The sequence below is a fragment of the Photorhabdus luminescens subsp. luminescens genome (genome assembly GCF_001083805.1).
GTDB lineage: Bacteria > Pseudomonadota > Gammaproteobacteria > Enterobacterales > Enterobacteriaceae > Photorhabdus > Photorhabdus luminescens.
Window position 1 is genome coordinate 676,246 of record NZ_JXSK01000002.1, and the last position, 22,227, is coordinate 698,472.

The window sequence follows — 22,227 nt, forward strand, 5'->3', positions numbered from 1 at the left end:
AGGCGGTACAATTCGTATCGTACCGCCAGCAGCCACTATTTCTTATAGAGAGGACCATAGTTTTGACAGGCTCGGTAATCTGAACCTTCCGGCTCCATACCGTATGCACTCCATGCAGAAGGACGATAAATGGCTTTTTCATCCACGTTATGCATACAAACTGGGATCCTGAGCATAGAAGCTAACGTAATGAAATCGGCGCCGACATGACCAATAGAAAGCACGCCATGATTAGCTCCCCAATTCGCCATAACAGAGTACACATCCTTAAAGACACCCTTGCCGGTTAAGCGTGGAACAAACCAAGTTGTCGGCCAAGTTTCATTTGTCCGTTTATCCAGAATGTCATGAATATCTTTAGGCAATTCCGCACTCCAGCCCTCAGCGATTTGCAGGACGGGGCCAAGGCCTTTAATAATATTGACACGACTCATGGTGAAAGGAACTCCGCCTTTCGTTAAGAATTTGGAGGAAAAGCCGCCACCTCTGAAATATTCATGGAGCGCCGGGCGCCATTGTGTTGCGGCCAGACAAGCATCTACTTCCTCTTCGGTAATTTCCCAGTGAGGTTTCATCGTAGGATGGCCTTGAGCGTCTTTTTGGCAACAAGTCCCATCCAATGTTGCAGAGCCTGAATTAATCAGATGAATCACCCCATTTTCAGCCTGCCCCGTGAGTTTTTTGCCCGTAACACGCTCGACAGATTCTGGAGACCAGAAAGTTCGAACATCAGCAAAAATCTGTGCTGTCCCTGTTAGCATATGACCAAATAACATCGCAACGCCATTTAGACTGTCATTCTCTGTTGCAACCGTAAATGGCTGACGAATGCCATTCCAGTCGAATGAACTATTTAAAATCGCTTCCGCAGTATCGCCATTGGGATATTGATCTGTCCAATGACGCTGCCCCTGGAAACCCGCAACAATGGCGTTGTAACCGAGTGCTTCTTCACCATACCCTTTTTCTTTCAGTTTTGAATTCCCCAGCATCATGTCACGAATACAAATAGCCATGAGTAAACTTTCGCGAAGAACTTGATGACGACTTTCTGGTGAACGGTGATATTGTTTAGCATTCAGATCTTCACCATATTGGAAATACTTATCTGCCCAAGATAAGGCCAGCTCAAGTTCCTCTTCATCATATATTTGCAGATCAATACGACGGCGTAATTCCGTCATATCAACAGATTGGATTTTCATACCAAGCCAGGATTCAAAAAAATTATGATCAACAATTGAACCTGCGATGCCCATCGATGCGCCACCAACAGAAAGGTAAGTTTTTCCTTTCATACTAGCGACAGCTAATCCAGCACGGGCAAATCGTAGCAACTTTTCTTTGACATCATCAGGAATACGAGTGTCATCAGCATCTTGAACTTCATGCCCATATATAGAAAAAGCGGGGATACCTTTTTGCGAGTGGGCGGCTAAAGCTGCCGCAAGATAGACTGCGCCTGGACGTTCAGTCCCATTAAACCCCCAGATAGCTTTAGGTCTTGTTGGCTCCATATCTAATGTTTCACTGCCATAACACCAACATGGCGTGACGGTAATTGTCAGACCAATATTCAATGCACTGAATTTTTCATCACAAGCCGCAGACTCAGCAAGACCAGCAATACATGTGTCTGCAATAACGCATTCAACAGGGGTACCACAAGCATGGTAAATATGCCCAGTCAATAAATTAGCTGTCGCTTTTGCCATATTCAAGGTTTGCTCTTCGAGTGATTCACGCACTCCCATACGACGGCCATCAATAACTGGACGAATACCAATCTTGGGTAATTTCATATTCTTTCTCATGCGATTTCCTCTATATACAAATAAGTTATTATTTGCTTTTTAAATTAAACGGATTACCGGGTAACGCATTCGCGCGGAATTTTGCGAAAATCAAGACCACAGCAAAACAAAAAGCAGGCACAAGCTCAGCCGTTGGAATGTGGCCTACAGCATCACTGACAAATCCCATAATAGGCGTCACGACGCCGCCTCCAACAATCGTCATAACAATGAGTGAAGAACCATATTTAGTGTCCTGACCTAATCCTTTAATTCCTAATGAAAAGATAGTTGGGTATTGAATAGACATAAACATGCTACAAATGGTCAATGCAATTAAGCCAATATATCCCCCTACGAATGCGGAAATAATGCAAAGGATCATGGATATCAAGGCATAACAAGCTAATACTTTTTCCGGGGCAAATCGCTTAACTAACCAAGTCCCCGTTGATCGACCAATAAAGAAAAACACCATTGTTGCTGTCAGATAATTAGCGGCGTACCCCGGAGTCATACTCGGAATTTCATCAACAGCATAACGAATCAGGTAACTCCAGCAAGCTGTTTGCGCACCGACATAGCAAAATTGTGCTAACACTGCCCAACGCCAATGCTTGATTTTAATCAGGCGGCCTAAAGACTCAAGGAATGAGCTGTTATTATTATGCGTATCACTTTGTATCACTGGAAATTTGGTAAATAAGATCAAGAATGCAATCACTAAAACAGCAGCAGCGATAATCATATAAGGGGACTGTACCGCTAAAACGAGGCTGTGATTATAGGTATCAATCTGCTCAACAGTCATTTTATCAAGTGTTTCTTGGGATAAATGAGGGACATGAGATAAAATTAAACTTTGCCCAAAAATAACAGCGATAATTGCCCCAAACGAATTAAATGTTTGTGCCAGATTAATGCGGAAATGCCCCGTTTTCTCAGGCCCTAATACCGTGACGAAAGGGTTAGCCGCTGTTTCCAAGCACCCTAATCCAGCGGCGATAATGAAAAGACCGACCAAGAATAGCGTATAACTCATCGCTTCTGCGGCAGGCCAAAAAAGGACCGCACCAACAGCATAAAATAATAAGCCAGTAATTATCCCTGATTTATAATTTAACTTATTCATTAATATGCCAGCAGGAATAGGAATAACAAAATAACCAAAATAAAATGCAGACTGGATTAATCCCGCCTGGAAATTTGTTAAAACAAAAGCTTTTTGAAATTGAGGCAGCAATATATCATTTAAATTATTTGCCACAGCCCATAAAAAAAACAGAGAACATAAAAGAGTAAAAGGAATTAAATAACCGCTATTTTTTTTATTATCCCGCGCTATACTTGATTGCATCGATATATTATCCATAGCACCCTCATCTATCGCAGCTAATACTGTAAGCCTTCCATAATCAGTCATATTTTTAGTCATCTATAAAATAAGAACAGGATCACAATCACATTTATTTATTCATGCCGCTAAATTGTGAACCTAATCACTAAAATAAATCTATTACACATGCCCGTTTGTATCTTTTTTATTTAATTCGGTCATAAAGATGACCGTATAATATTTTTTATGAGAAAACGGTCAATAAAACCAATAAATGACCGTTTGAGTGAGAAATGAAAAATACGGAATAAAAAAAATAAATACAGACATCTGTAAAACCCAAAAAGTGATAAAAACATTTGAGCTTAATCACAAAAATTAACTTAAATATTTATTTAAAAACAATAAAGTATTACAACAAAAACAAATAGAAAACTTAATTTATTTATTTTCATTAATTAGCATAAAAGCATATTTCGAATTTAAACAAGGTAAATAACCATGAAAAGAAATACATTATCTCGTGAAATTATTAATACATGCTTAGAAATGACCCGATTAGGGCTAAATCAAGGCACTGCGGGTAATGTTAGTGTCCGTTATAACAATGGAATGTTAATTACACCGACAGGAATTCCTTATGAACAATTGACTGAAACACATATTGTTTATGTAGATGAAAATGGTCAACCTGAGGATAATAAGCTCCCCTCAAGTGAATGGCGTTTTCACCAAGCGGTCTATCATGCCAGACCCGATGCCAATGCAGTTGTCCATAATCATGCAATTCATTGCACAGCGGTTTCTATTTTAAATAAGCCAATCCCGGCCATTCATTACATGATTGCAGCGGCGGGAGGCGATTCAATTCCCTGTGTGCCTTACGCAACATTTGGCACCAAACAACTCTCTGACTATGTATTTAACGGTTTTAAAAACAGAAAAGCGATTCTATTACAGCATCATGGGATGATTGTTTGCGAAGTTAATCTACAAAAAGCACTGTGGCTCGCCCATGAAGTTGAAGTGCTCGCTCATCTATATTTAGAAACTCTAGCGATCCAAAATCCAGTTCCTATTCTAAGCCCAGAGGAAATAGCAATCGTGCTTGAAAAATTTAAGACATATGGCTTAAAAATTGAAAAAAATTGAAAAAATAGGATCACTTTATCAGACGGTCATCATGGCTCATAGCATGGTTACTAATGAAATAAGTTGGTTTGGACAAGGCGCAATTAATGAATTATTCCTGGCGTCAAAAGAAAAGAATTGTCTCTTAGTCAGAACTGCTAATTAAGAGATTGGCAAAGCAATAGCCTGCCACGCTGTCCGCTTTTTTACTACCTGTCCAACCCACTAGCTTCCCCAAACGCAGCTAGGCCCAGTGGAGAAAAAGGGCCTGTTCTAGTACAAAGATCCGGGCATAGATCAAAAAAACACACATTTCCCACGACAAAATGTGCATAACAACTTTATTTATCCATAACCAACCATTAATTTTTATAGATGGTGTTAGTCTGTTAAGTAATTTAAGTACTTTTTTCACCCGAAAACAGTTTACCGGTCTGTCACATTCTGCTCCCTGTTCGTTAGGAAAATTGATGCGACAAACAGACATTGAGTTTCCACAAAAGGAATATTCCTATGCTGAAAATTATTCAATCTCCATCCAAATACATTCAGGGACCTGATGCCCTGCTTCATATTGGTAAATATACAAAAACTATCGCCGATCACGTTTTAGTTATCATCGGTAACTCCGCGATGAAATTGGTGGGAGAGACCGTTCATAACAGCCTGGAGCAGCATGAAATTACCCGCCATTTTGAAATATTTGGCGGTGAATGTAGCCAAAATGAGATTAAGCGCCTGTCTGATATTCTTAAAAAACATGAATGCCAAGCCGTTATTGGCATCGGCGGCGGCAAAGTACAAGACACCGCAAAAGCGGTCGCTTATGAATCCAGATTACCTGTTCTGATTGCTCCTACTATCGCTTCTACTAATGCCCCAACCAGCGCACTCTCTGTTATTTACAACGATGATGGCAAATATGAAGATTATCTCGTTTTCCCAACAAATCCAGATATTGTACTCATAGATACCAACATTATCGCTAAAGCCCCAACCCGTTTTCTGATTGCCGGAATTGGCGACGCGCTGGCAACTCACTTCGAAGCCCGAGCTTGTGGAGCCACACATCAACCCCGGATGACAGGTGGTGGAATATCCCGTACAGCAATGGCCCTTTCTCATCTCTGTTACGAAACGTTGTTAGAAGAAGGCTATAAAGCAAAACTGGCTGTTGAAGCGGGCGTCAGTACATCCGCGGTAGAAAATGTTATCGAGGCCATTACTTACTTAAGCGGCCTGGGCTTTGAAAATACGGGCTTAGCCGCTGCTCATGCCGTACACAATGGTTTTACCGTATTGGAAGAATGCCGCCACATGTACCACGGCGAAAAAGTCGCTTTCGGAGTATTAGTTCAACTGATACTGGAAAATAGCCCAAATGAAGAATTAGATACTTTACTTGATTTCTGTGTACAGATAGGGCTACCGGTTACTCTGGATCAACTTGGCGTAAAAGATAGTGAAAAACTGCAAGAAAAAGTAATGGCAGTGGCGACAGCGAGTTGTGCTACGGGAGAAACCATTCACAACATGCCTTTTGAAGTGACACCGGAAAAAGTATATGCCGCTATTATGGCTGCTGACCGGATGGGACGCGACTGGTTGTATTAAGTTTAACAAGAGCGGGCAAATTGTCCGCTTTTACTCTTTTATTCAAGCAACTAAAGTTCGGAAATGAAAAAGAATAATCTTGGCTAATACAATGCATATCCACTAAAAAGCAAATAATCTCTGTTAATAGTGCTTGTAGTGAAGTGAAAATCAATCAACTGAGTTGTTGAGCAACGAGAAAACGCACTGTGCAAAATCAGTGCGTTAAGAAATAAATTTATCGAGTCTATTCAGGCCAAAAGTTTTCATCCATTATTTGCTCAAACGTCCAAGGACAAGTTTCAGGAAATATATTTCGATTAATTAGCGTTTCTTTTTCTGCTAATCGACGAGCAGCGGTGTAAGCTTTTTCCAAATGTTCATCCAACTTATTTTTCAAACTGGGAGATTCTTGCAAACAATCAATCGCCTTATCACGCTGTTCTTCAATGGTTAGTTCCCAACTCCGCCCTCTGCGATCTGCCTGATATCTCCATTTCAGTAAGTGTGCGAGTAAAATTTCCAACCGAGATCGTAATTCTCTGCGCTCACTTCGCCCCATAGCCTCAATTTCCTCAAGAAGATTTTCCGTATCCAACTGGCTAAAATCACCGGAACGAAGCAAGTCTGCCTGCTCCTGCGTCCAACCATAAAAATCGCTGTCATAACGTGTCGTCATGGTTCCTCCACTTGTATATCAGCTATGCAACTGTATAAATTATGAGTCTGGCAGATTATTGGTATACCGTCAAAACAGTATGTTTATCGTTAAAATCGATTAGCAGCCCATTCACCATAAAGGTACAACACAATATTGCAGCTTAAAGCCAGTGGTTTTAACCTTTCATTTGGAAGAGTAAATTTATCGAGTCTATTCAGGCCAAAAATTTTCATCCATTATTTGCTCAAACGTCCAAGGGCAAGTTTCAGGAAATACACTACGCCTAATATTAGTTTCCCTCTCCGCTGCAATAATGGCATCACCATAAGCATCAGAGGAAATTTCGCTAAGTTCTGACTTTAAACTGGGATTTTTTTTAAGACGACGGGCTATTTTTCTCCTCTGCCCTTCAATCGTAAGCTTCCAGCTCCGATATTGCCATTCAGATTGGAATTGCCACTTTAGGAGGTGAAGAAACAGTACCTCAAGACGAGATTCCAGCTCGTTTCTTTGGCTATTTCCCATACCTTCTATTTCCTCCGAAAGGTTTTCTCTGTCCAATTGATTCAGATCACCAGAACGAAGCAAACCTGCCTGCTCCCGCGTCCAACCATAAAAATCGCTGTTATAACGTGTCGTCATGGTTCCTCCAGTATAAATTATGAGTCTGGCAGACTATTGGTATACCGTCAAAACAGTATATTTATCGTTAAAATCGATTAGCAGCCCATTCACCCTAAATTGAGAATAGCCTTTCGTCTGGACGGATACATATATACCCGTCATCTTTCAAGTTGCCTCTTTGTTGGCTGCACTCACTCACCCCGGTCACATAGTTATCTATGCTCCCGGGGATTCGCTCCCTTGCCGTCGCGATGCATCTTGAAATCCATTGGGTATAGAATAACAAATAAAAGGAGCATGAAATCTGTGGTTTTTGTTTGATAAAGAACAAAAACGAACCAAAAACGCTCACCAACAATTAAGTAAAGCTCGTTATTGTGATAATGGTCACAATTTCATTGGTAAAGTACATTTTAAAAAGTTAACAAATCACTCAGAATTATCGCCGGGGCAAAACAACTTTAACAACTGAGGGTTGTTTCACAGATAGGTTGGGTTATTTCAACTATCATAATTTTCGTTATGGAAAATAACCACTTACAAAACCTTTCATTTTCCCATCCGGTGGCAATAGTCAACCGGCAAGCTGTTTATATAACCAAAAATGCCATCGGAGGCAAAATATGTTAAGTATTTTCAAGCCGACACCTCATAGGTCCCGGCTGTCAACAGAACAGATAGATCCCGTCTATCGTCGCTTACGCTGGCAAATTTTTATGGGCATTTTCTTTGGTTATGCTGCTTATTATCTGGTAAGGAAAAACTTTGCACTCGCAATGCCTTATCTGGTTGAACAAGGTTTTTCCAAAGGCGATCTCGGCTTCGCATTATCAGGGATTTCTATCGCATACGGCATCTCCAAATTCATCATGGGCTCCGTATCCGACCGTTCTAACCCACGATTCTTCTTACCTGCGGGTCTGATCCTCGCGGCTGTTGTCATGCTGTTTATGGGTTTCGTACCTTGGGCAACTTCCAGTATTGCCATTATGTTTGTACTACTGTTCCTGTGCGGCTGGTTTCAAGGCATGGGTTGGCCTCCTTGTGGTCGTACTATGGTGCACTGGTGGTCACAGAAAGAACGTGGCGGTATCGTTTCTATCTGGAACTGCTCACATAATGTTGGCGGCGGCTTACCACCATTGCTATTCCTGTTAGGCATGGCGTGGTTCAATGACTGGAAAGCCGCACTTTACATGCCAGCTTTTGCCGCAATTCTCGTTGCATTGATTGCGTTCGCGCTGATGCGTGACACACCACAATCTTGTGGCTTGCCGCCAATCGAAGAGTATAAAAACGACTATCCTTCTGATTACACAGAAAAAGATGAAAAAGAGTTAACAGCTAAACAGATTTTCATGCAGTACGTGTTACCTAACAAACTGCTGTGGATGGTTGCTATGGCTAACGTATTTGTTTATCTGCTACGTTACGGTGTTCTTGACTGGTCGCCAACCTATCTACGTGAAGCCAAGCATTTCGCACTAGATAAATCTTCATGGGCTTATTTCTTGTACGAATATGCCGGTATCCCAGGCACGCTACTCTGTGGTTGGATGTCAGACAAAATATTTAAAGGCAACCGTGGTGCAACCGGGGTGTTCTTTATGACGCTGGTCACCATCGCCACTATCGTATTCTGGTTGAACCCACCAGGTAACCCAACCGTAGATATGGCTTGCATGTTGATTATTGGCTTCCTTATCTACGGCCCAGTGATGCTGACGGGTCTACATGCCCTTGAGCTGGCGCCAAAGAAAGCCGCAGGTACAGCCGCCGGCTTCACCGGCTTATTTGGTTACTTAGGCGGCTCTGTTGCTGCAAGTGCTATCATCGGTTACACCGTTGAGTTTTTCGGTTGGGATAGCGGGTTTATGGTAATGATTGGTGGTAGTATCTTGTCCGTTATTCTGTTGCTAATCGTCACAATTACCGAAAAGAAACATAAACAGGAAATAGCCCAACAATATGGCTAACCTCTGTCATTAAACTGTGATATATCACTGATAATATCAATTAAGCCGCAGCATTATATATGCTGCGGCTTTTTTCAGACTCTAAACTAAGAGATTATGTCAGTGAGTATTATTAACACAGACAAACACACAGTTTAATGAGATAGATTTCATCTCATCGCTAAAACGGAGAAACACACATGCAAACTCCAATCAAAACAATAATAACAGGTATTATTTTAGCCTCATCAATGTCAGGTATCACCCAGGCGGCAGATAAGATTGTTATCGCCCATCGAGGCGCAAGTGGATATCTGCCTGAACACACTCTGCCAGCCAAAGCGATGGCTTATGCCGAAGGTGCTGATTATCTGGAACAAGATCTGGTCATGACTAAAGATGATGAACTGATAGTCTTACATGACCACTACCTTGATCGTGTCACTGACGTTGCCAACAAATTCCCTGACCGTGCTCGCCAAGATGGACGCTACTATGCCATCGACTTTACCTTATCTGAAATCAAGTCATTAAAATTCACGGAAGGCTTTGAGATTAAAAATAATCAACAAATACAAAGCTTCGCCAATCGTTTCCCGATGTGGAAATCTGATTTTCGAATCCACACTTTTCAGGAAGAGATTGAGTTTGTTCAAGGATTAAATAAATCTACCGGCAAAAACATCGGTATTTACCCGGAAATTAAAGCGCCGTGGTTCCACCAACAAGAGGGAAAAGATATTTCCACTAAGGTGCTAGCCGTGCTGAAAGAGTATGGTTATACCAAGAAAAGCGACAAAGTTTACCTGCAATGTTTTGATACCAACGAACTCAAACGCATCAAAAATGAACTGGAACCCAAGCTAGGCATGGATCTGAAACTGGTTCAACTTATCGCCTACACCGACTGGAATGAAACTTATGAAAAACAATCAGACGGTAAATGGACAAATTACAGCTATGACTGGATGTTCAAACCAGGCGCAATGAGAGAAGTAGCACAATATGCTGATGGCATCGGCCCTGATTACCATATGATCGTGGCGGAGAATTCCACACCAACCAATATTAAGTTAACTAGTCTGGTAAAAGAAGCTCACACCAATAATCTGGAAGTCCACCCATACACGATTCGAGTTGATCAACTGCCTAAATACGCCGCCAGCGGCGATCAGCTTTTCGATATCATGTATAACCAAGCGGGTGTAGATGGTGTATTCACCGATTTTCCTGACTTAGGCGTGAAATTCCTGCAAAAACATCATCAACATAAATAAGATGCAAACAGGGCGCCTCAATCTGCGCCCTGTTCTTATCGCTTTAAGAATTACGCTTTACTTATCGAAAAGGCCATAACATCACTGAGCTTTTCAGCCCGCAAAGCTAACATCACCAAACGATCGACGCCAAGCGCCACGCCAGCACACTCAGGCATCCCTTGTTTCAGGGCGCCAACCAAATTTTCATCAATCGGTCGAACAGGTAAACCTAACCCTGTGCGTTTACGGTTATCCTGTTCAAAACGCTGACGCTGCTCATGACTATCAGTTAGCTCACGGAAGCCATTTGCCAATTCAACGCCTTTAAAATAGACTTCAAAACGCTCTGCCACCCGATGATCTTCTTTACTGATTTCCGCCAGAGAAGCCTGAGAAGCTGGAAAATGGTAGATAAAAGTTGGCTTTTCAGTACCGATATGCGGTTCAACACCAACAGCAAACAAAAGTTGCAATAAAGTATCTCGATCTTCTTCTACATCAGCAATATTACTCAGATCCAATTTGGCGGCGACTTCACGCAACTTTTCTTTCTCTGCTGATAGCGGGTCAATATCCAGATAGCGCAAGAAAGCCTGTTGATAAGAGAGTGATTCTGCATTTTCACAGTCAAGGATCTGTTGAAGTAAGTCATCAACTTCATTCATCAAACGATACATATCATAGTGAGGCCGATACCATTCCAGCATGGTAAATTCAGGATTATGATAACGCCCCGCCTCTTCATTACGAAAGCAGCGACCGAGCTGATAAATAGGGCCGCTTCCTGCCGCCAGCAGGCGCTTCATGTGATATTCCGGGCTTGTCATCAGATAAAGAGTCATACCATCCGCAGCTCCTGGACCAACAAACTCCGTCTGAAAAGGAAACAATTGAATATCAGTCACTGTAAACTGACCCATCGCAGGCGTTTCAACTTCCAATACCCCACGATCTGCGAAAAAGCGCCGTATTTCTGCTAAAATAGTCGCTCGTTTCAACAAGTTGGCGATAGGTGCGCTTGGCTGCCAGTTTGCTGTTTCGCTCATGTAAATGACTCCAAAATAAAACCAAACGTGCAGTCTACCTGCATCACACATATCAGACAAATGATTACCGTCTGATCATCCCGGAACAACTTAGCTTGTCTCGTATCAAGACTATCGCAGATTGACTATGACCGGATATATTATTATTAGCTATCTGCTAAAATATTACAGTCAGATAAACAATAAAATAGTGATCGATTTTTCCTGACACAACAAAGCCAATACCAGACAAAATCACTATTTACTCTAACAGAGTTATCAATTTAAAATGACAAAATACATCTATATTGGTTTTATCCGGCTTAATATGATTAATGCCTTTTGTGCTGATCCTACTCAGATATTTTCCATTATCTTCCTGCAATGCGATAATGTGCTCTGATAATGCCATTCATACCCTCCATTTAAATATAATTAATTACTTTATAGAATACCATTTAAACCTCATGTCGATTCTTTATGCCCATAGAAATAAAATTCCCTTGTTGAATATATACTACTACCGTTAAACAATAAAATATATCCTCTCTTTATTATAAGCAACATAGCCAATTATTATTTATACCCGTCATCTTTCAAGTTGCCTCTTTGTTGGCTGCACTCACTCACCCCGGTCACATAGTTCGCTATGCTTCCGGGGATTCGCTCCCTTGCCGTCTCGATGCATCTTGAAATCCATAGGGTATATAATTATTAAATAATCAGAAGAAATTATTATACTTAAATTAGAATTTAGATATTATAAGAAAACTGAAAAATAATTTAAGATGATAATTATAATATGACCAGTAACACGAATAATACATTATTAATCAAATTATTATGGAGCATAATTAATATTTTATCTGGTGTATTAGATGACTAATCCTATCGCTTTACTATTAAAATAATAATGGTCAGGTAAAACTGACCACCATAATAAAATGTCAGCAAAGCTCATTTGTCCAATTACAGTTTTATAACTTTAAACTGGCAATATATATCTAAGTCGTACTTATCCGGTTTAATATAGTTAAAAATACCACCTGCATTGATCCGACTCAGATATTTTCCATTATCTGCACACAAAGCTATCATATTATCGTCAATATATTCTAAAGTAAAAGTAGAATAAACATCAATATCTGATTTTGTCGCTACAATATAATCGCTACCTGCCAGAGAAATCCGACTCAAATAAAGACCATTGCTTGCACGAAGTGCTATCTTATTGGCGCTAATTTGTGTTGCAGAATATTTGGTGTAAATATCAACAATAGATTTATTAGCTTCAATAAAATCAAATCCTCCTCCTCGATCAATTCGACTTAAATAGCACCCATTATCTGCCAGTAATGCAATAGGACTACTTGATAATCCCATAATATTCTCCTGCTTAAATATATTTAATTTATTTTGGTCAACTATGTTATTTATAACGCATTAATTTAAACACCACATTTTACTATTCCTGTAAATATAAAAATTTTCCAATGAATATATACAATCAATATGATTATTAAATACCAAAATATATTTTCGTATCTATTTTGAATGATATAATCATTTAAGATTTAATTATAATATTCATTAAACATAAATAGTTTTCACAGTTAAATTATAAAACCACAAACTATAAACAAAATAAAAATTATTTTAAATCATTAATTGCAACATTATAAATAACTCTAAAAACCCTTTATTATCTAATTATCTTTGAATAAGTAATAGGTTTTTATTCGATATATTAAGTATCTGATATTATTAGTTTAAAATAAGACAAAATAATAGTGGCCAGTTTTACCTGACCACCATAAAAAAACTCAAGTAAAGGCCATTAGTTATGCAATTAGTGTGGTCACTTTAAAATGGCAATACACATCTAAATTAACTTTATCCGGTTTAATGTAATCAACACCGTTCACAGTAACCCGACTTAAATATTTCCCGTTATCTGCACGTAAAGCTATCACATTACATCCAATATCCTCTACCGTAAATGTAGAATAAATATCAATACTCGATTTCACCGCTTCAATATAATCGCCATTAGGCCGAGTATACCGGCTCAAATAAAGCCCATTATCAGCAATAAGTGCTATCTTATTAGTACCAATCTGTATTAATTTATATCTTGAGTATATATCAATAGCAGATTTAACAGCTTCAATGTACTGAACTCCCGCCTGATCTATTCGGCTCAGATAGAGATTATTATCTGCTTGTAATGCAATAGTAATATTTGGTAATGCCATGACATCTCCTATTCAAATATATTTTCACACTTAAACTATATTCACCATGAATACACTATTTAAATATCAGTTATCACTATACCTGTGAAAATAAACTCCTACTAATAAATATAAAAAATAGCAAATTGTATTTATATATTTATTTTGAATGATAGGTAATTTAAAATTTAACTATAACATTCATTTATTGAATAAATGAAAATAATTTTTACATTTAAATTAAACGACCATAAATTATAAATAAAAAAACAGAAAAATCAAATTTACATTATATGGCCTTAATGCTGAGTTCTATTATTAGCGCTCTATTCTCCTCAAATAATAATGCTATCGATCAATGCCAAATAAAGTAACTAACTTTTGACCCAGATCAAGCTTGAGTAAGCAAATCCAACAAAATACCCTTTCATATCAAATTTACCTCACTTAGAACTCGCTATACTTAATCCAATACAAATAGTAATAAATAGCTACCCTTAATCGTTAAAGCAGCGGATTTTTCCTACAGAATTTTGCTATATAAGAAACAATAACAACAACATTCCAGGAAAGTTACGACGATTTTGCTCACTAATTAATTTCACTTAAACAATGGAGAAGCACAGTGCAAATCTTTAATACCGATCTCGCTATTATCGGAGCCGGAGGCGCTGGTCTACGTGCCGCAATTGCCGCCGCTGAAGCTAATCCTCAAATGAAGATTGCTCTGATCTCAAAAGTTTACCCAATGCGTAGTCACACTGTGGCAGCAGAAGGTGGATCAGCAGCCGTCACCCAAGCTCACGACTCCTATGACTTCCATTTCAACGACACGGTATCCGGTGGTGATTGGTTATGTGAGCAAGATGTTGTTGAATATTTTGTCGAACATTGCCCGACAGAAATGATCCAACTAGAACAGTGGGGCTGTCCGTGGAGCCGTAAAGAAGATGGTTCCATCAACGTGCGTCGTTTTGGTGGTATGAAAATAGAGCGTACTTGGTTCGCTGCGGATAAAACTGGCTTCCACATGTTGCATACGCTATTCCAAACCTCTCTTAAGTACCCTCAAATCCAGCGCTTTGATGAACATTTTGTCCTCGATATTCTGGTGGATGAAGGACAAGCACGCGGTCTGGTTGCACTCAATATGATGGAAGGCGCCAAAATTCAGATAAGAGCCAATGCCGTTATTATGGCAACCGGTGGTGCAGGCCGTGTATACCGCTACAATACCAACGGCGGGATCGTGACCGGTGATGGTATGGGTATGGCATTCCGTCACGGCATACCACTGCGTGATATGGAATTTGTTCAGTATCATCCAACCGGTCTGCCAGGTTCCGGTATCCTAATGACGGAAGGTTGTCGTGGTGAAGGCGGAATTCTGGTCAATAAAGATGGCTACCGCTATTTACAAGATTATGGCCTCGGCCCTGAGACTCCATTAGGCAAACCTGAAAACAAATATATGGAACTGGGTCCCCGTGACAAAGTTTCTCAGGCTTTTTGGCATGAATGGCGTGCCGGTCGTACTATTTCAACTCCGCGTGGCGATGTGGTTTATCTCGATCTACGCCATTTGGGAGAGAAGAAATTACTTGAACGCCTGCCTTTTATCTGTGAATTAGCAAAAGCATACGTCGGTGTTGATCCCGTTAAAGAACCTATTCCAGTCCGGCCTACAGCACATTACACTATGGGCGGTATCGAAACTGACCAAAAATGTGAAACCCGCATCAAAGGGCTGTTCGCTGTCGGCGAATGTTCTTCTGTTGGCCTGCATGGCGCAAACCGCCTTGGTTCCAACTCTCTAGCTGAATTAGTGGTCTTTGGCCGTCTGGCGGGTGAAGAAGCGGTAAAACATGTTCAACAAATCAAACCTGTTAATGACCGAGCATTGGATGCCCAAGCGCGTGATGTAGTCGCACGTTTGAACAACTTACTGAAACAGGAAGGGGCGGAAAGTTGGTCAAAAATCCGTGATGAAATGGGTATCTCAATGGAAGAAGGTTGCGGTATCTATCGTACTCCTGAACTCATGCTAAAAACGATCGATAAGATCGCTGAACTAAAAGATCGCTTTAAGCGGGTGAAAATCACCGATAACACCAATGTGTTCAACACGGATCTACTGTACACCATTGAGCTTGGCTTTGGCTTGGATGTAGCCGAATGTATGATTCACTCAGCGATAAACCGCAAAGAATCTCGCGGCGCTCATCAACGTTTGGATGAAGGTTGTACCGAACGTGATGATGAAAACTTCCTAAAACATACACTCGCTTTCTATAAGCCTGGAGGTGTCCCTCACCTGGAATACAGCGATGTAAAAATCACCAAATCCACACCGGCAAAACGTGTCTATGGCGGTGAAGCCGCGGCACAAGAGAAAAAAGAGAAAAAGTATAAGGAGCAGGAGAATGGTTGATATGAACACCCTGAGAATGGAGGTCATGCGCTATAACCCGGAAAGTGACCATAAACCCCATTTTATAACCTATGAGATTCCTTATGATGAGCAGACTTCCCTACTTGATGCCCTAGGTTACATTAAAGACAGTCTCGCTCCCGACCTCTCTTACCGATGGTCTTGCCGTATGGCTATCTGTGGCTCTTGCGGCATGATGGTTAACCGCGTGCCGAAACTGGCCTGTAAAACCTTCCTGCGTGATTATCCTCAAGGGATGAAAGTTGAAGCGCTGGCTAACTTCCCCATTGAACGTGACCTGGTAGTGGATATGACCGACTTTATTGAAAACCTGGAAGCTATCAAACCATACATTATCGGGAATGACCGTAAACCTACAGAAGGCCCGAATATTCAGACTCCGGCACAGATGGCGAAATATCATCAATTTTCCGGCTGTATCAACTGTGGCTTATGTTATGCCGCTTGTCCCCAATTTGGTTTGAATCCCGAATTTATCGGCCCGGCGGCAATCACGCTGGCTCACCGTTACAATCTCGACAACCGCGACCACGGTAAGAAAGAACGCATGCCCCAGCTTAATAGCCAGAATGGGGTATGGAGCTGTACATTCGTTGGTTACTGTTCTGAGGTCTGTCCGAAACATGTCGATCCCGCAGCGGCTATTCAACAAGGCAAGATCGAAAGCGCGAAAGACTTCATGATCGCCATGCTAAAACCACAATAAGGGGAGGAGAAAGTAATGACGACTAAACGTAAACCTTATATCCGCAGCATGGCGCCCAACTGGTGGCAAAAACTGGGCTTTTACCGCTTCTATATGCTGCGTGAAAGTACCGCAGTGACAACTATGTGGTTCAGTATCTTACTGATATACGGTCTATTCGCCCTAAAAGGCGGCGCACAAAGCTGGGATGAGTTTGTCACGTTCCTGCAAAATCCCGTCATCTTGCTGATTAATCTCATCACTCTGCTAGGTGCTCTGCTGCATACTAAAACTTGGTTCGAACTAGCGCCGAAGGCAGCTAACGTAGTGATAAAAAGTGAAAAAATGGGGCCTAAACCAGTGATCAAACTGCTATGGGCCATCACTATTATCGTCACCACGATTATCTTAGGTATAGCCTTAGTTTAACCTCAAGGAGGATTTAATGAATCAAATACCTAAACGTTCCGATGAACCGATTTTTTGGGGATTATTTGGCGCCGGTGGTATGTGGGGCGCCATTGTAGCTCCAGCCATTATTTTACTGGTAACCATCCTTTTACCATTGGGAGTAGCGCCGGAAGCATTAAGCTACGCACGAATTCTGGCTTTCTGTCAGAGCTTTATTGGTCGTGCGTTCCTATTATTGATGATCATTCTACCGTTATGGTGCGGTTTACACCGTATCCACCACGGTATGCATGACCTGAAAATTCATATTCCCGCGAGTAAATGGATTTTCTACGGCTTAGCAGCAATCCTGAGTGTTATCGCTATCATCGGCGTTTTTACTCTGTAAAGGACGTCTGGAAGATGAAAAACTGGCGGCATTGAAAATTGCCCGTTCAATGCCGGATATCGGTATCGAACGAGAAACAGTGATGAAAAGTCTCTATTTCTTGATTAAAAAATATTGCATATAAAAACTGCACTGCCAAAGTGTGAAATTTTTGGAGTGCAGTTCAATATTAACTGGACAATTTCAGACCGATAATACCGGCGATAATTAGAACAAAGCTTAGGATTCTGGCAAAACTTGCAGATTCACCGAACACAATAATGCCAAAAATGGCAGTGCCCACTGCACCTATTCCAGTCCATACTGCATAAGCTGTACCTATTGGTAAACCTTTCATTGCATAAGCAAGCAGCCCCATACTGAGCGCCACAGCACTAGCGGTAATCAGGCTCGGCGTCAACCGGGTGAAACCATGAGTATATTTCAGGCCAACCGCCCAGACGACTTCGAATAAACCAGCAATAACAAGCACAAACCAGGACATATCAAAGCCCCATAATAATTGAGAGGTCGTCCCCAGAAAACGGCAGCATATCCAGGTCGTCCCGGATAACCATTAGAAATAGAGGCAAATTATAGTCGCGAAAAATTGCAGTATCAATAACGCAGCATTATGCGCTAAAAAGAAAAACCACAGTCTGTTGCCAGAACTGTGGCTTTTATTGAATACAGTCGATGGTTATTTTACGCGGGAAACGTATTCGCCAGAACGGGTATCCACTTTAATCACTTCACCGATTTGAACGAACAGAGGTACTTTAACCACAGCGCCAGTGCTCAAAGTTGCGGGTTTACCCCCGGTACCTGCGGTATCACCTTTCAAACCGGGATCAGTATCAGTGATCTCTAATTCAACAAAGTTTGGTGGAGTGACAGAGATCGGCTGACCATTCCACAGCGTCAGGATACATTCAGCTTGTTCAACTAACCATTTCGCATTATCGCCAACGGCTTTTTCATCAGCCGCTAATTGCTCGAAGGTTTCGTTATTCATAAAGTGCCAAAACTCACCATCGTTATACAGGTAAGTCAGATTCATATCCATCACGTCAGCAGATTCTACAGAATCCGTAGACTTGAAGGTCTTTTCCAACAGTTTACCGGAAATTAGCTTACGAATACGGACACGAGCAAACGCCTGACCTTTACCCGGCTTCACGAATTCACTTTCAAGAATAGCGCACGGCTCGCCATCTAACATGATTTTAAGACCTGAACGGAATTCATTGGTACTATAAGTAGCCATGGAGATCCTCTTTATAAACAAAATGGCTTAGCCAAAAAATGGCGCACATTATAACCCCAAAGATCATCATCAGAGAAGACTGGTTGAAACAACTGACAGATGTTATTACCGATCCTGATGAATTATTACAATTATTATCTTTAGATAAACACCCGGCATTGAGTAAAGGTAGTGATGCACGTCGCCTGTTTCCATTACGGGTACCCAGAGCTTTCGCTGCCCGTATGCAGGCAAACGATCCTAATGATCCGCTGTTGCTTCAGGTTATAACGACACCGGAAGAATTCACGCTTACGCCGGGTTTTTCTACCGATCCCCTGGATGAACAGCGCAGTGCTGTCCCCGGTCTATTACATAAATATCGTAATCGCGCATTATTGTTGGTTAAAGGAGGATGTGCTGTTAATTGCCGTTATTGCTTCCGCCGTCATTTTCCATACGAAGATAACAAAGGTAATAAACGCAATTGGCAGCAAGCATTAGATTACATTCAGCAACATCCTGAACTTGATGAGATTATCTTCTCTGGCGGCGATCCTTTAATGGCAAAAGATCACGAACTTGACTGGTTAATCAGCCATCTGGAAAAGATTTCCCATATCAAACGACTGCGCATTCATACTCGTCTGCCTGTGGTTATTCCTGCTCGGATCACAACGACACTTTGTGATCGGCTAGCACAATCGAGACTACAAGTGCTCATGGTGACCCACATCAATCACGCTAATGAAATCGACCAATCCTTGCGCAACAGTATGATGTTGCTGAAGCAAGCAGGTGTCACGTTATTAAATCAAAGTGTGCTGTTACGCGGTGTCAATAATCATTCTGATACTCTGGCTGATCTGAGCAATGCTCTGTTTGATGCAGGTATTCTGCCTTATTACATTCACGTGCTGGATAAAGTACAAGGAGCCGCTCATTTTATGGTCAGTGATGAAGAAGCCAAGGAGCTTATTCGGGAATTACTGACAAAAATTTCAGGTTATTTAGTACCACGTCTGGCAAGGGAAATCGGTGGAGAACCGAGTAAAACACCTCTTGATTTGGGATTAAAACAAAACTAACAAAAAATTCATGCCCGGATACCTTTTAACCGGGCATATCACTCAAATTCTGAATGCTATTACTGACACTTATAGACCTGACCAATCATCTTACTATCTAGTGGAGCAAAGCTAGATAACAGACTTTCACTCGGACTGGTCACCCCATAAATCACATTTCCCCCCATGACTGCGGCTTTATTGCGTAAATCATTAGCTGCCCCACGCATTGAGCTGCTTTCATTACTTACACCAGTCATCCAATTGCTTTGCGTACCTGTTACTTCACCTAATAACTGACATTCGTTGCCAGGTTTAGTGTCAACAAAACGAACCTGTGAGCCTCCAGAAGTTAATTGGTTGGTGGTTGTACACCCTGCCAGCAGTAGCAACACTGAAGCGCTGAGCAAAACTTTAATTCGCATGTTTTTCCTCACTCATTGTTGTAAATTCGACAATTAATCATCAATATACCTTGTTGTGCACCAATATCGCAAAAAATAATTTAATAAAGTGTCCTTAAGGTAAAGTGTTTAGGCTAAAAATACTTTATACCAAGGTGAATATAGTAAAGAAATAGAGGAAAATAACTGAATAAATAACACGAATAAACTCAATAAATTGCCTTTTCCATAAAAAAGTAACTTATTAATTATCCCATTGATTATGTAAATATTTAACCAGTTTGTTAATCTCCTCCGGGGAAATCTTGAATAAACTTATAATAATCATATGACATATATTCCAGTTAGCTATATTTGTAATTATTTTCTATCTGCTAAATTCAATTCCCATGTTGCGAATGATATTTAAACTTAAATCACCTCATTAAAAATACGATTAGAACATCTATCAACAGTTTTGAGTTAGTAATATCTCACGATAATTTTCTATTAAGTCATTATCTGATGTCATATTCCACAAAAATTCCACTTACTAAGATGATTTAGCTATTATATTCATGTGGATTTTATTATGTATAAATAATTATGCTTTTTTAACATGGATTTAATTTGGATACAGATATTTCATTGACACCACAATAACACTCGATCAAATGTTCTCGTGGTATCAATTTTATGGTTATTGCCATCCATCGCCAATATGGATGTACTCTGTTAGATAGTCGAGAAATACTCGTACTCGTGATGGAGGTTGTCTGCCTGTGCCGACAAAAACGGCATATATTTCTTCTTTATCGCCAGGATTATAGTTCTCAAGTACAGGTAGCAACAAACCAGCCTGAATATCAGCATTCACATGGAAACGGGCCAGTCGAGCTAAACCAAGCCCTGCTAGCGCAGCTTTACACATGGTTTCTCCATCACCAAGTAACAAGTTCCCTGAAGGCAATTGTTGCACCCACTCTTCCGAACCGATGAAAGGCCAAGCTTTCGCATGGCGGGTGAAACCAAAACCAAGTCGATTGTAACGCCCCAAGTCGCCAGGCGTAGCGGGCATCCCCACTCTTTCAAGGTATGAAGGAGATCCTACCACAACCATTCGACTTGACCCCAACCGGCGCACTATGAGACATGAGTCGTCCACAGGAGGGCCAATACGAATTGCCACATCGCTACGATCATCAAGTAAATCCGCTACCAAATCACATAATGAAATGTCGAGTGTGATCTCCGGGTAGCGTTGCAGGAAGTCCGGTAGTAAAGGCATCAAGCAATGCTTTCCAAACGCAACATGACAATTCACACGTATCCGTCCACGTGGCGCGGTTCCCTGATTTGCTTCTTGTTCTGCGGCTATGATGTCCTCCAAAATCCTGACACTACGCTCATAGAAAACAGAACCCTCAGCCGTTAACTGAAGTTTGCGTGTTGTTCTATTCAACAGCCGTACACCAAGCCGCATTTCCAGTCGATTAATAAGTTTACTAACGGCTGATGGAGTCATGTCGAGCTTGCGAGCCGCGGCTGAGAGACCTTCCGATTCAATTACCTGAACGAATACAGCCATTTCTGTAGATCGATTAAATTTGTGCATAGATATTTGAATTATTTTCCAAAATCCTATGAATAAATGAATTTTAGTCTAATAAGCTCATTTTTTCTAAAACTTAAGGAAATATTTTTTTCCTTAAGAATTTGTCCTATGCCAAATTGCTTTTATTACTTAACTCATTGCGTGTTATATGGCCAATGTCTACGGGATCAGCATGATCGAATGTTGTTAACTCCTATCTGGAATTTAAATAAATATTTTACTTATTGCTATTGGGATTGACGCTGTTAACGAACAAGATAATGGAACATCAAGTCGCTTTTTAAGCTGATAATGGGGTCAGTCACTTTATAAAGTCATAGCTTCACACAGGGCAAAGCCTGTGTTGCACAAACTTTCAATCACGAACATGACACGCTGGATAACGCTGAC

At 40.8% G+C, this 22,227-nt stretch carries 22 protein-coding genes; 10 read left to right on the plus strand and 12 right to left on the minus strand.

The features are described from left to right. Positions 1-35 precede the first annotated feature (35 nt). Both fucI and fucP read right to left on the minus strand, forming a co-directional pair. The gene (fucI, locus tag TI10_RS07920) at positions 36-1,814 is read right to left on the minus strand and encodes an L-fucose isomerase (RefSeq protein ID WP_049582756.1); all 1,779 of its coding nucleotides are present in this window, start codon (positions 1,812-1,814) and stop codon (positions 36-38) included. 28 nt (positions 1,815-1,842) lie between these two features. Continuing rightward, positions 1,843-3,165 (minus strand): L-fucose:H+ symporter permease, encoded by a 1,323-nt coding sequence (fucP, locus tag TI10_RS07925; protein WP_049582757.1) that lies wholly within the window; start codon positions 3,163-3,165, stop codon positions 1,843-1,845. A gap of 465 nt (positions 3,166-3,630) precedes the next feature. Between fucP and fucA the strand changes: the two genes are divergently transcribed. Next, positions 3,631-4,281, plus strand: a complete 651-nt coding sequence (gene fucA, locus TI10_RS07930) for an L-fuculose-phosphate aldolase (RefSeq protein ID WP_049582758.1) — start codon at positions 3,631-3,633, stop codon at positions 4,279-4,281. 492 nt (positions 4,282-4,773) lie between these two features. Beyond that, positions 4,774-5,874 carry a glycerol dehydrogenase gene (locus TI10_RS07940; RefSeq protein ID WP_049582760.1) on the plus strand — a complete coding sequence of 367 codons (1,101 nt, stop codon included), beginning with the start codon at positions 4,774-4,776 and terminating at the stop codon, positions 5,872-5,874. A gap of 226 nt (positions 5,875-6,100) precedes the next feature. Here TI10_RS07940 and TI10_RS07945 read toward each other — a convergent pair whose 3' ends face one another. Next, positions 6,101-6,532 carry a DUF29 domain-containing protein gene (locus tag TI10_RS07945; RefSeq protein ID WP_049582761.1) on the minus strand — a complete coding sequence of 144 codons (432 nt, stop codon included), beginning with the start codon at positions 6,530-6,532 and terminating at the stop codon, positions 6,101-6,103. Positions 6,533-6,724: 192 nt separating this feature from the next. After that, positions 6,725-7,156: a DUF29 domain-containing protein gene (locus TI10_RS07950; protein ID WP_049582762.1), complete on the minus strand. Its 432-nt coding sequence runs from the start codon at positions 7,154-7,156 to the stop codon at positions 6,725-6,727. Positions 7,157-7,761: 605 nt separating this feature from the next. Between TI10_RS07950 and glpT the strand changes: the two genes are divergently transcribed. Then, a complete protein-coding gene (glpT, locus tag TI10_RS07955; protein ID WP_049582763.1) occupies positions 7,762-9,114 on the plus strand; it encodes a glycerol-3-phosphate transporter in 1,353 nt (450 codons plus the stop codon). A 179-nt stretch (positions 9,115-9,293) separates the two neighbouring features. After that, positions 9,294-10,370 (plus strand): glycerophosphodiester phosphodiesterase, encoded by a 1,077-nt coding sequence (glpQ, locus tag TI10_RS07960; protein ID WP_049582764.1) that lies wholly within the window; start codon positions 9,294-9,296, stop codon positions 10,368-10,370. Positions 10,371-10,420: 50 nt separating this feature from the next. Here the strand turns inward: glpQ and epmA are convergent, their stop codons facing one another. The 4 genes from epmA to TI10_RS07975 form a co-directional block, all read right to left on the minus strand. After that, positions 10,421-11,398 (minus strand): elongation factor P--(R)-beta-lysine ligase, encoded by a 978-nt coding sequence (gene epmA, locus TI10_RS07965; RefSeq protein ID WP_049582765.1) that lies wholly within the window; start codon positions 11,396-11,398, stop codon positions 10,421-10,423. 241 nt (positions 11,399-11,639) lie between these two features. Continuing rightward, positions 11,640-11,789, minus strand: coding sequence for a hypothetical protein (locus TI10_RS24905; protein ID WP_155416466.1), 150 nt, complete (start codon positions 11,787-11,789; stop codon positions 11,640-11,642). 557 nt (positions 11,790-12,346) lie between these two features. After that, the gene (locus TI10_RS07970) at positions 12,347-12,760 is read right to left on the minus strand and encodes a fascin domain-containing protein (protein WP_049582766.1); all 414 of its coding nucleotides are present in this window, start codon (positions 12,758-12,760) and stop codon (positions 12,347-12,349) included. A 458-nt stretch (positions 12,761-13,218) separates the two neighbouring features. Continuing rightward, positions 13,219-13,632: a fascin domain-containing protein gene (locus TI10_RS07975; protein ID WP_049582767.1), complete on the minus strand. Its 414-nt coding sequence runs from the start codon at positions 13,630-13,632 to the stop codon at positions 13,219-13,221. A gap of 604 nt (positions 13,633-14,236) precedes the next feature. On the opposite strand from TI10_RS07975, the gene frdA reads away from it, so the two are divergent. From frdA to TI10_RS24910, 5 genes are read left to right on the plus strand one after another with little or no spacing between them, the layout of a single operon-like run. Next, positions 14,237-16,042, plus strand: coding sequence for a fumarate reductase (quinol) flavoprotein subunit (gene frdA, locus TI10_RS07980; protein ID WP_049582768.1), 1,806 nt, complete (start codon positions 14,237-14,239; stop codon positions 16,040-16,042). Next, positions 16,035-16,769: a succinate dehydrogenase/fumarate reductase iron-sulfur subunit gene (locus TI10_RS07985; protein WP_049582769.1), complete on the plus strand. Its 735-nt coding sequence runs from the start codon at positions 16,035-16,037 to the stop codon at positions 16,767-16,769. Before frdA ends, TI10_RS07985 begins: the two co-directional genes overlap by 8 nt. A 15-nt stretch (positions 16,770-16,784) precedes the next feature. Continuing rightward, positions 16,785-17,177, plus strand: a complete 393-nt coding sequence (gene frdC / locus TI10_RS07990) for a fumarate reductase subunit FrdC (protein ID WP_049582770.1) — start codon at positions 16,785-16,787, stop codon at positions 17,175-17,177. A 16-nt stretch (positions 17,178-17,193) separates the two neighbouring features. Next, positions 17,194-17,547, plus strand: coding sequence for a fumarate reductase subunit FrdD (frdD, locus tag TI10_RS07995; protein WP_049582771.1), 354 nt, complete (start codon positions 17,194-17,196; stop codon positions 17,545-17,547). Beyond that, a complete protein-coding gene (locus TI10_RS24910; RefSeq protein ID WP_155416467.1) occupies positions 17,513-17,671 on the plus strand; it encodes a hypothetical protein in 159 nt (52 codons plus the stop codon). The genes frdD and TI10_RS24910 overlap by 35 nt, the downstream gene beginning before the upstream one ends. A gap of 45 nt (positions 17,672-17,716) precedes the next feature. Here TI10_RS24910 and sugE read toward each other — a convergent pair whose 3' ends face one another. Both sugE and efp read right to left on the minus strand, forming a co-directional pair. Further along, positions 17,717-18,031 carry a quaternary ammonium compound efflux SMR transporter SugE gene (gene sugE / locus TI10_RS08000; protein ID WP_049582772.1) on the minus strand — a complete coding sequence of 105 codons (315 nt, stop codon included), beginning with the start codon at positions 18,029-18,031 and terminating at the stop codon, positions 17,717-17,719. Positions 18,032-18,226: 195 nt separating this feature from the next. Further along, a complete protein-coding gene (efp, locus tag TI10_RS08005; RefSeq protein WP_036776062.1) occupies positions 18,227-18,793 on the minus strand; it encodes an elongation factor P in 567 nt (188 codons plus the stop codon). Positions 18,794-18,831: 38 nt separating this feature from the next. Here efp and epmB point away from each other — a divergent pair, with 38 nt between their 5' ends. Beyond that, positions 18,832-19,860 carry an EF-P beta-lysylation protein EpmB gene (gene epmB / locus TI10_RS08010; RefSeq protein ID WP_049582773.1) on the plus strand — a complete coding sequence of 343 codons (1,029 nt, stop codon included), beginning with the start codon at positions 18,832-18,834 and terminating at the stop codon, positions 19,858-19,860. A 59-nt stretch (positions 19,861-19,919) separates the two neighbouring features. Here epmB and TI10_RS08015 read toward each other — a convergent pair whose 3' ends face one another. Both TI10_RS08015 and TI10_RS08020 read right to left on the minus strand, forming a co-directional pair. Continuing rightward, the gene (locus TI10_RS08015) at positions 19,920-20,264 is read right to left on the minus strand and encodes a DUF4156 domain-containing protein (protein ID WP_049582774.1); all 345 of its coding nucleotides are present in this window, start codon (positions 20,262-20,264) and stop codon (positions 19,920-19,922) included. A 658-nt stretch (positions 20,265-20,922) separates the two neighbouring features. Next, positions 20,923-21,810, minus strand: coding sequence for a LysR family transcriptional regulator (locus TI10_RS08020; RefSeq protein ID WP_244161541.1), 888 nt, complete (start codon positions 21,808-21,810; stop codon positions 20,923-20,925). Between the last annotated feature and the right edge of the window lie 417 nt (positions 21,811-22,227).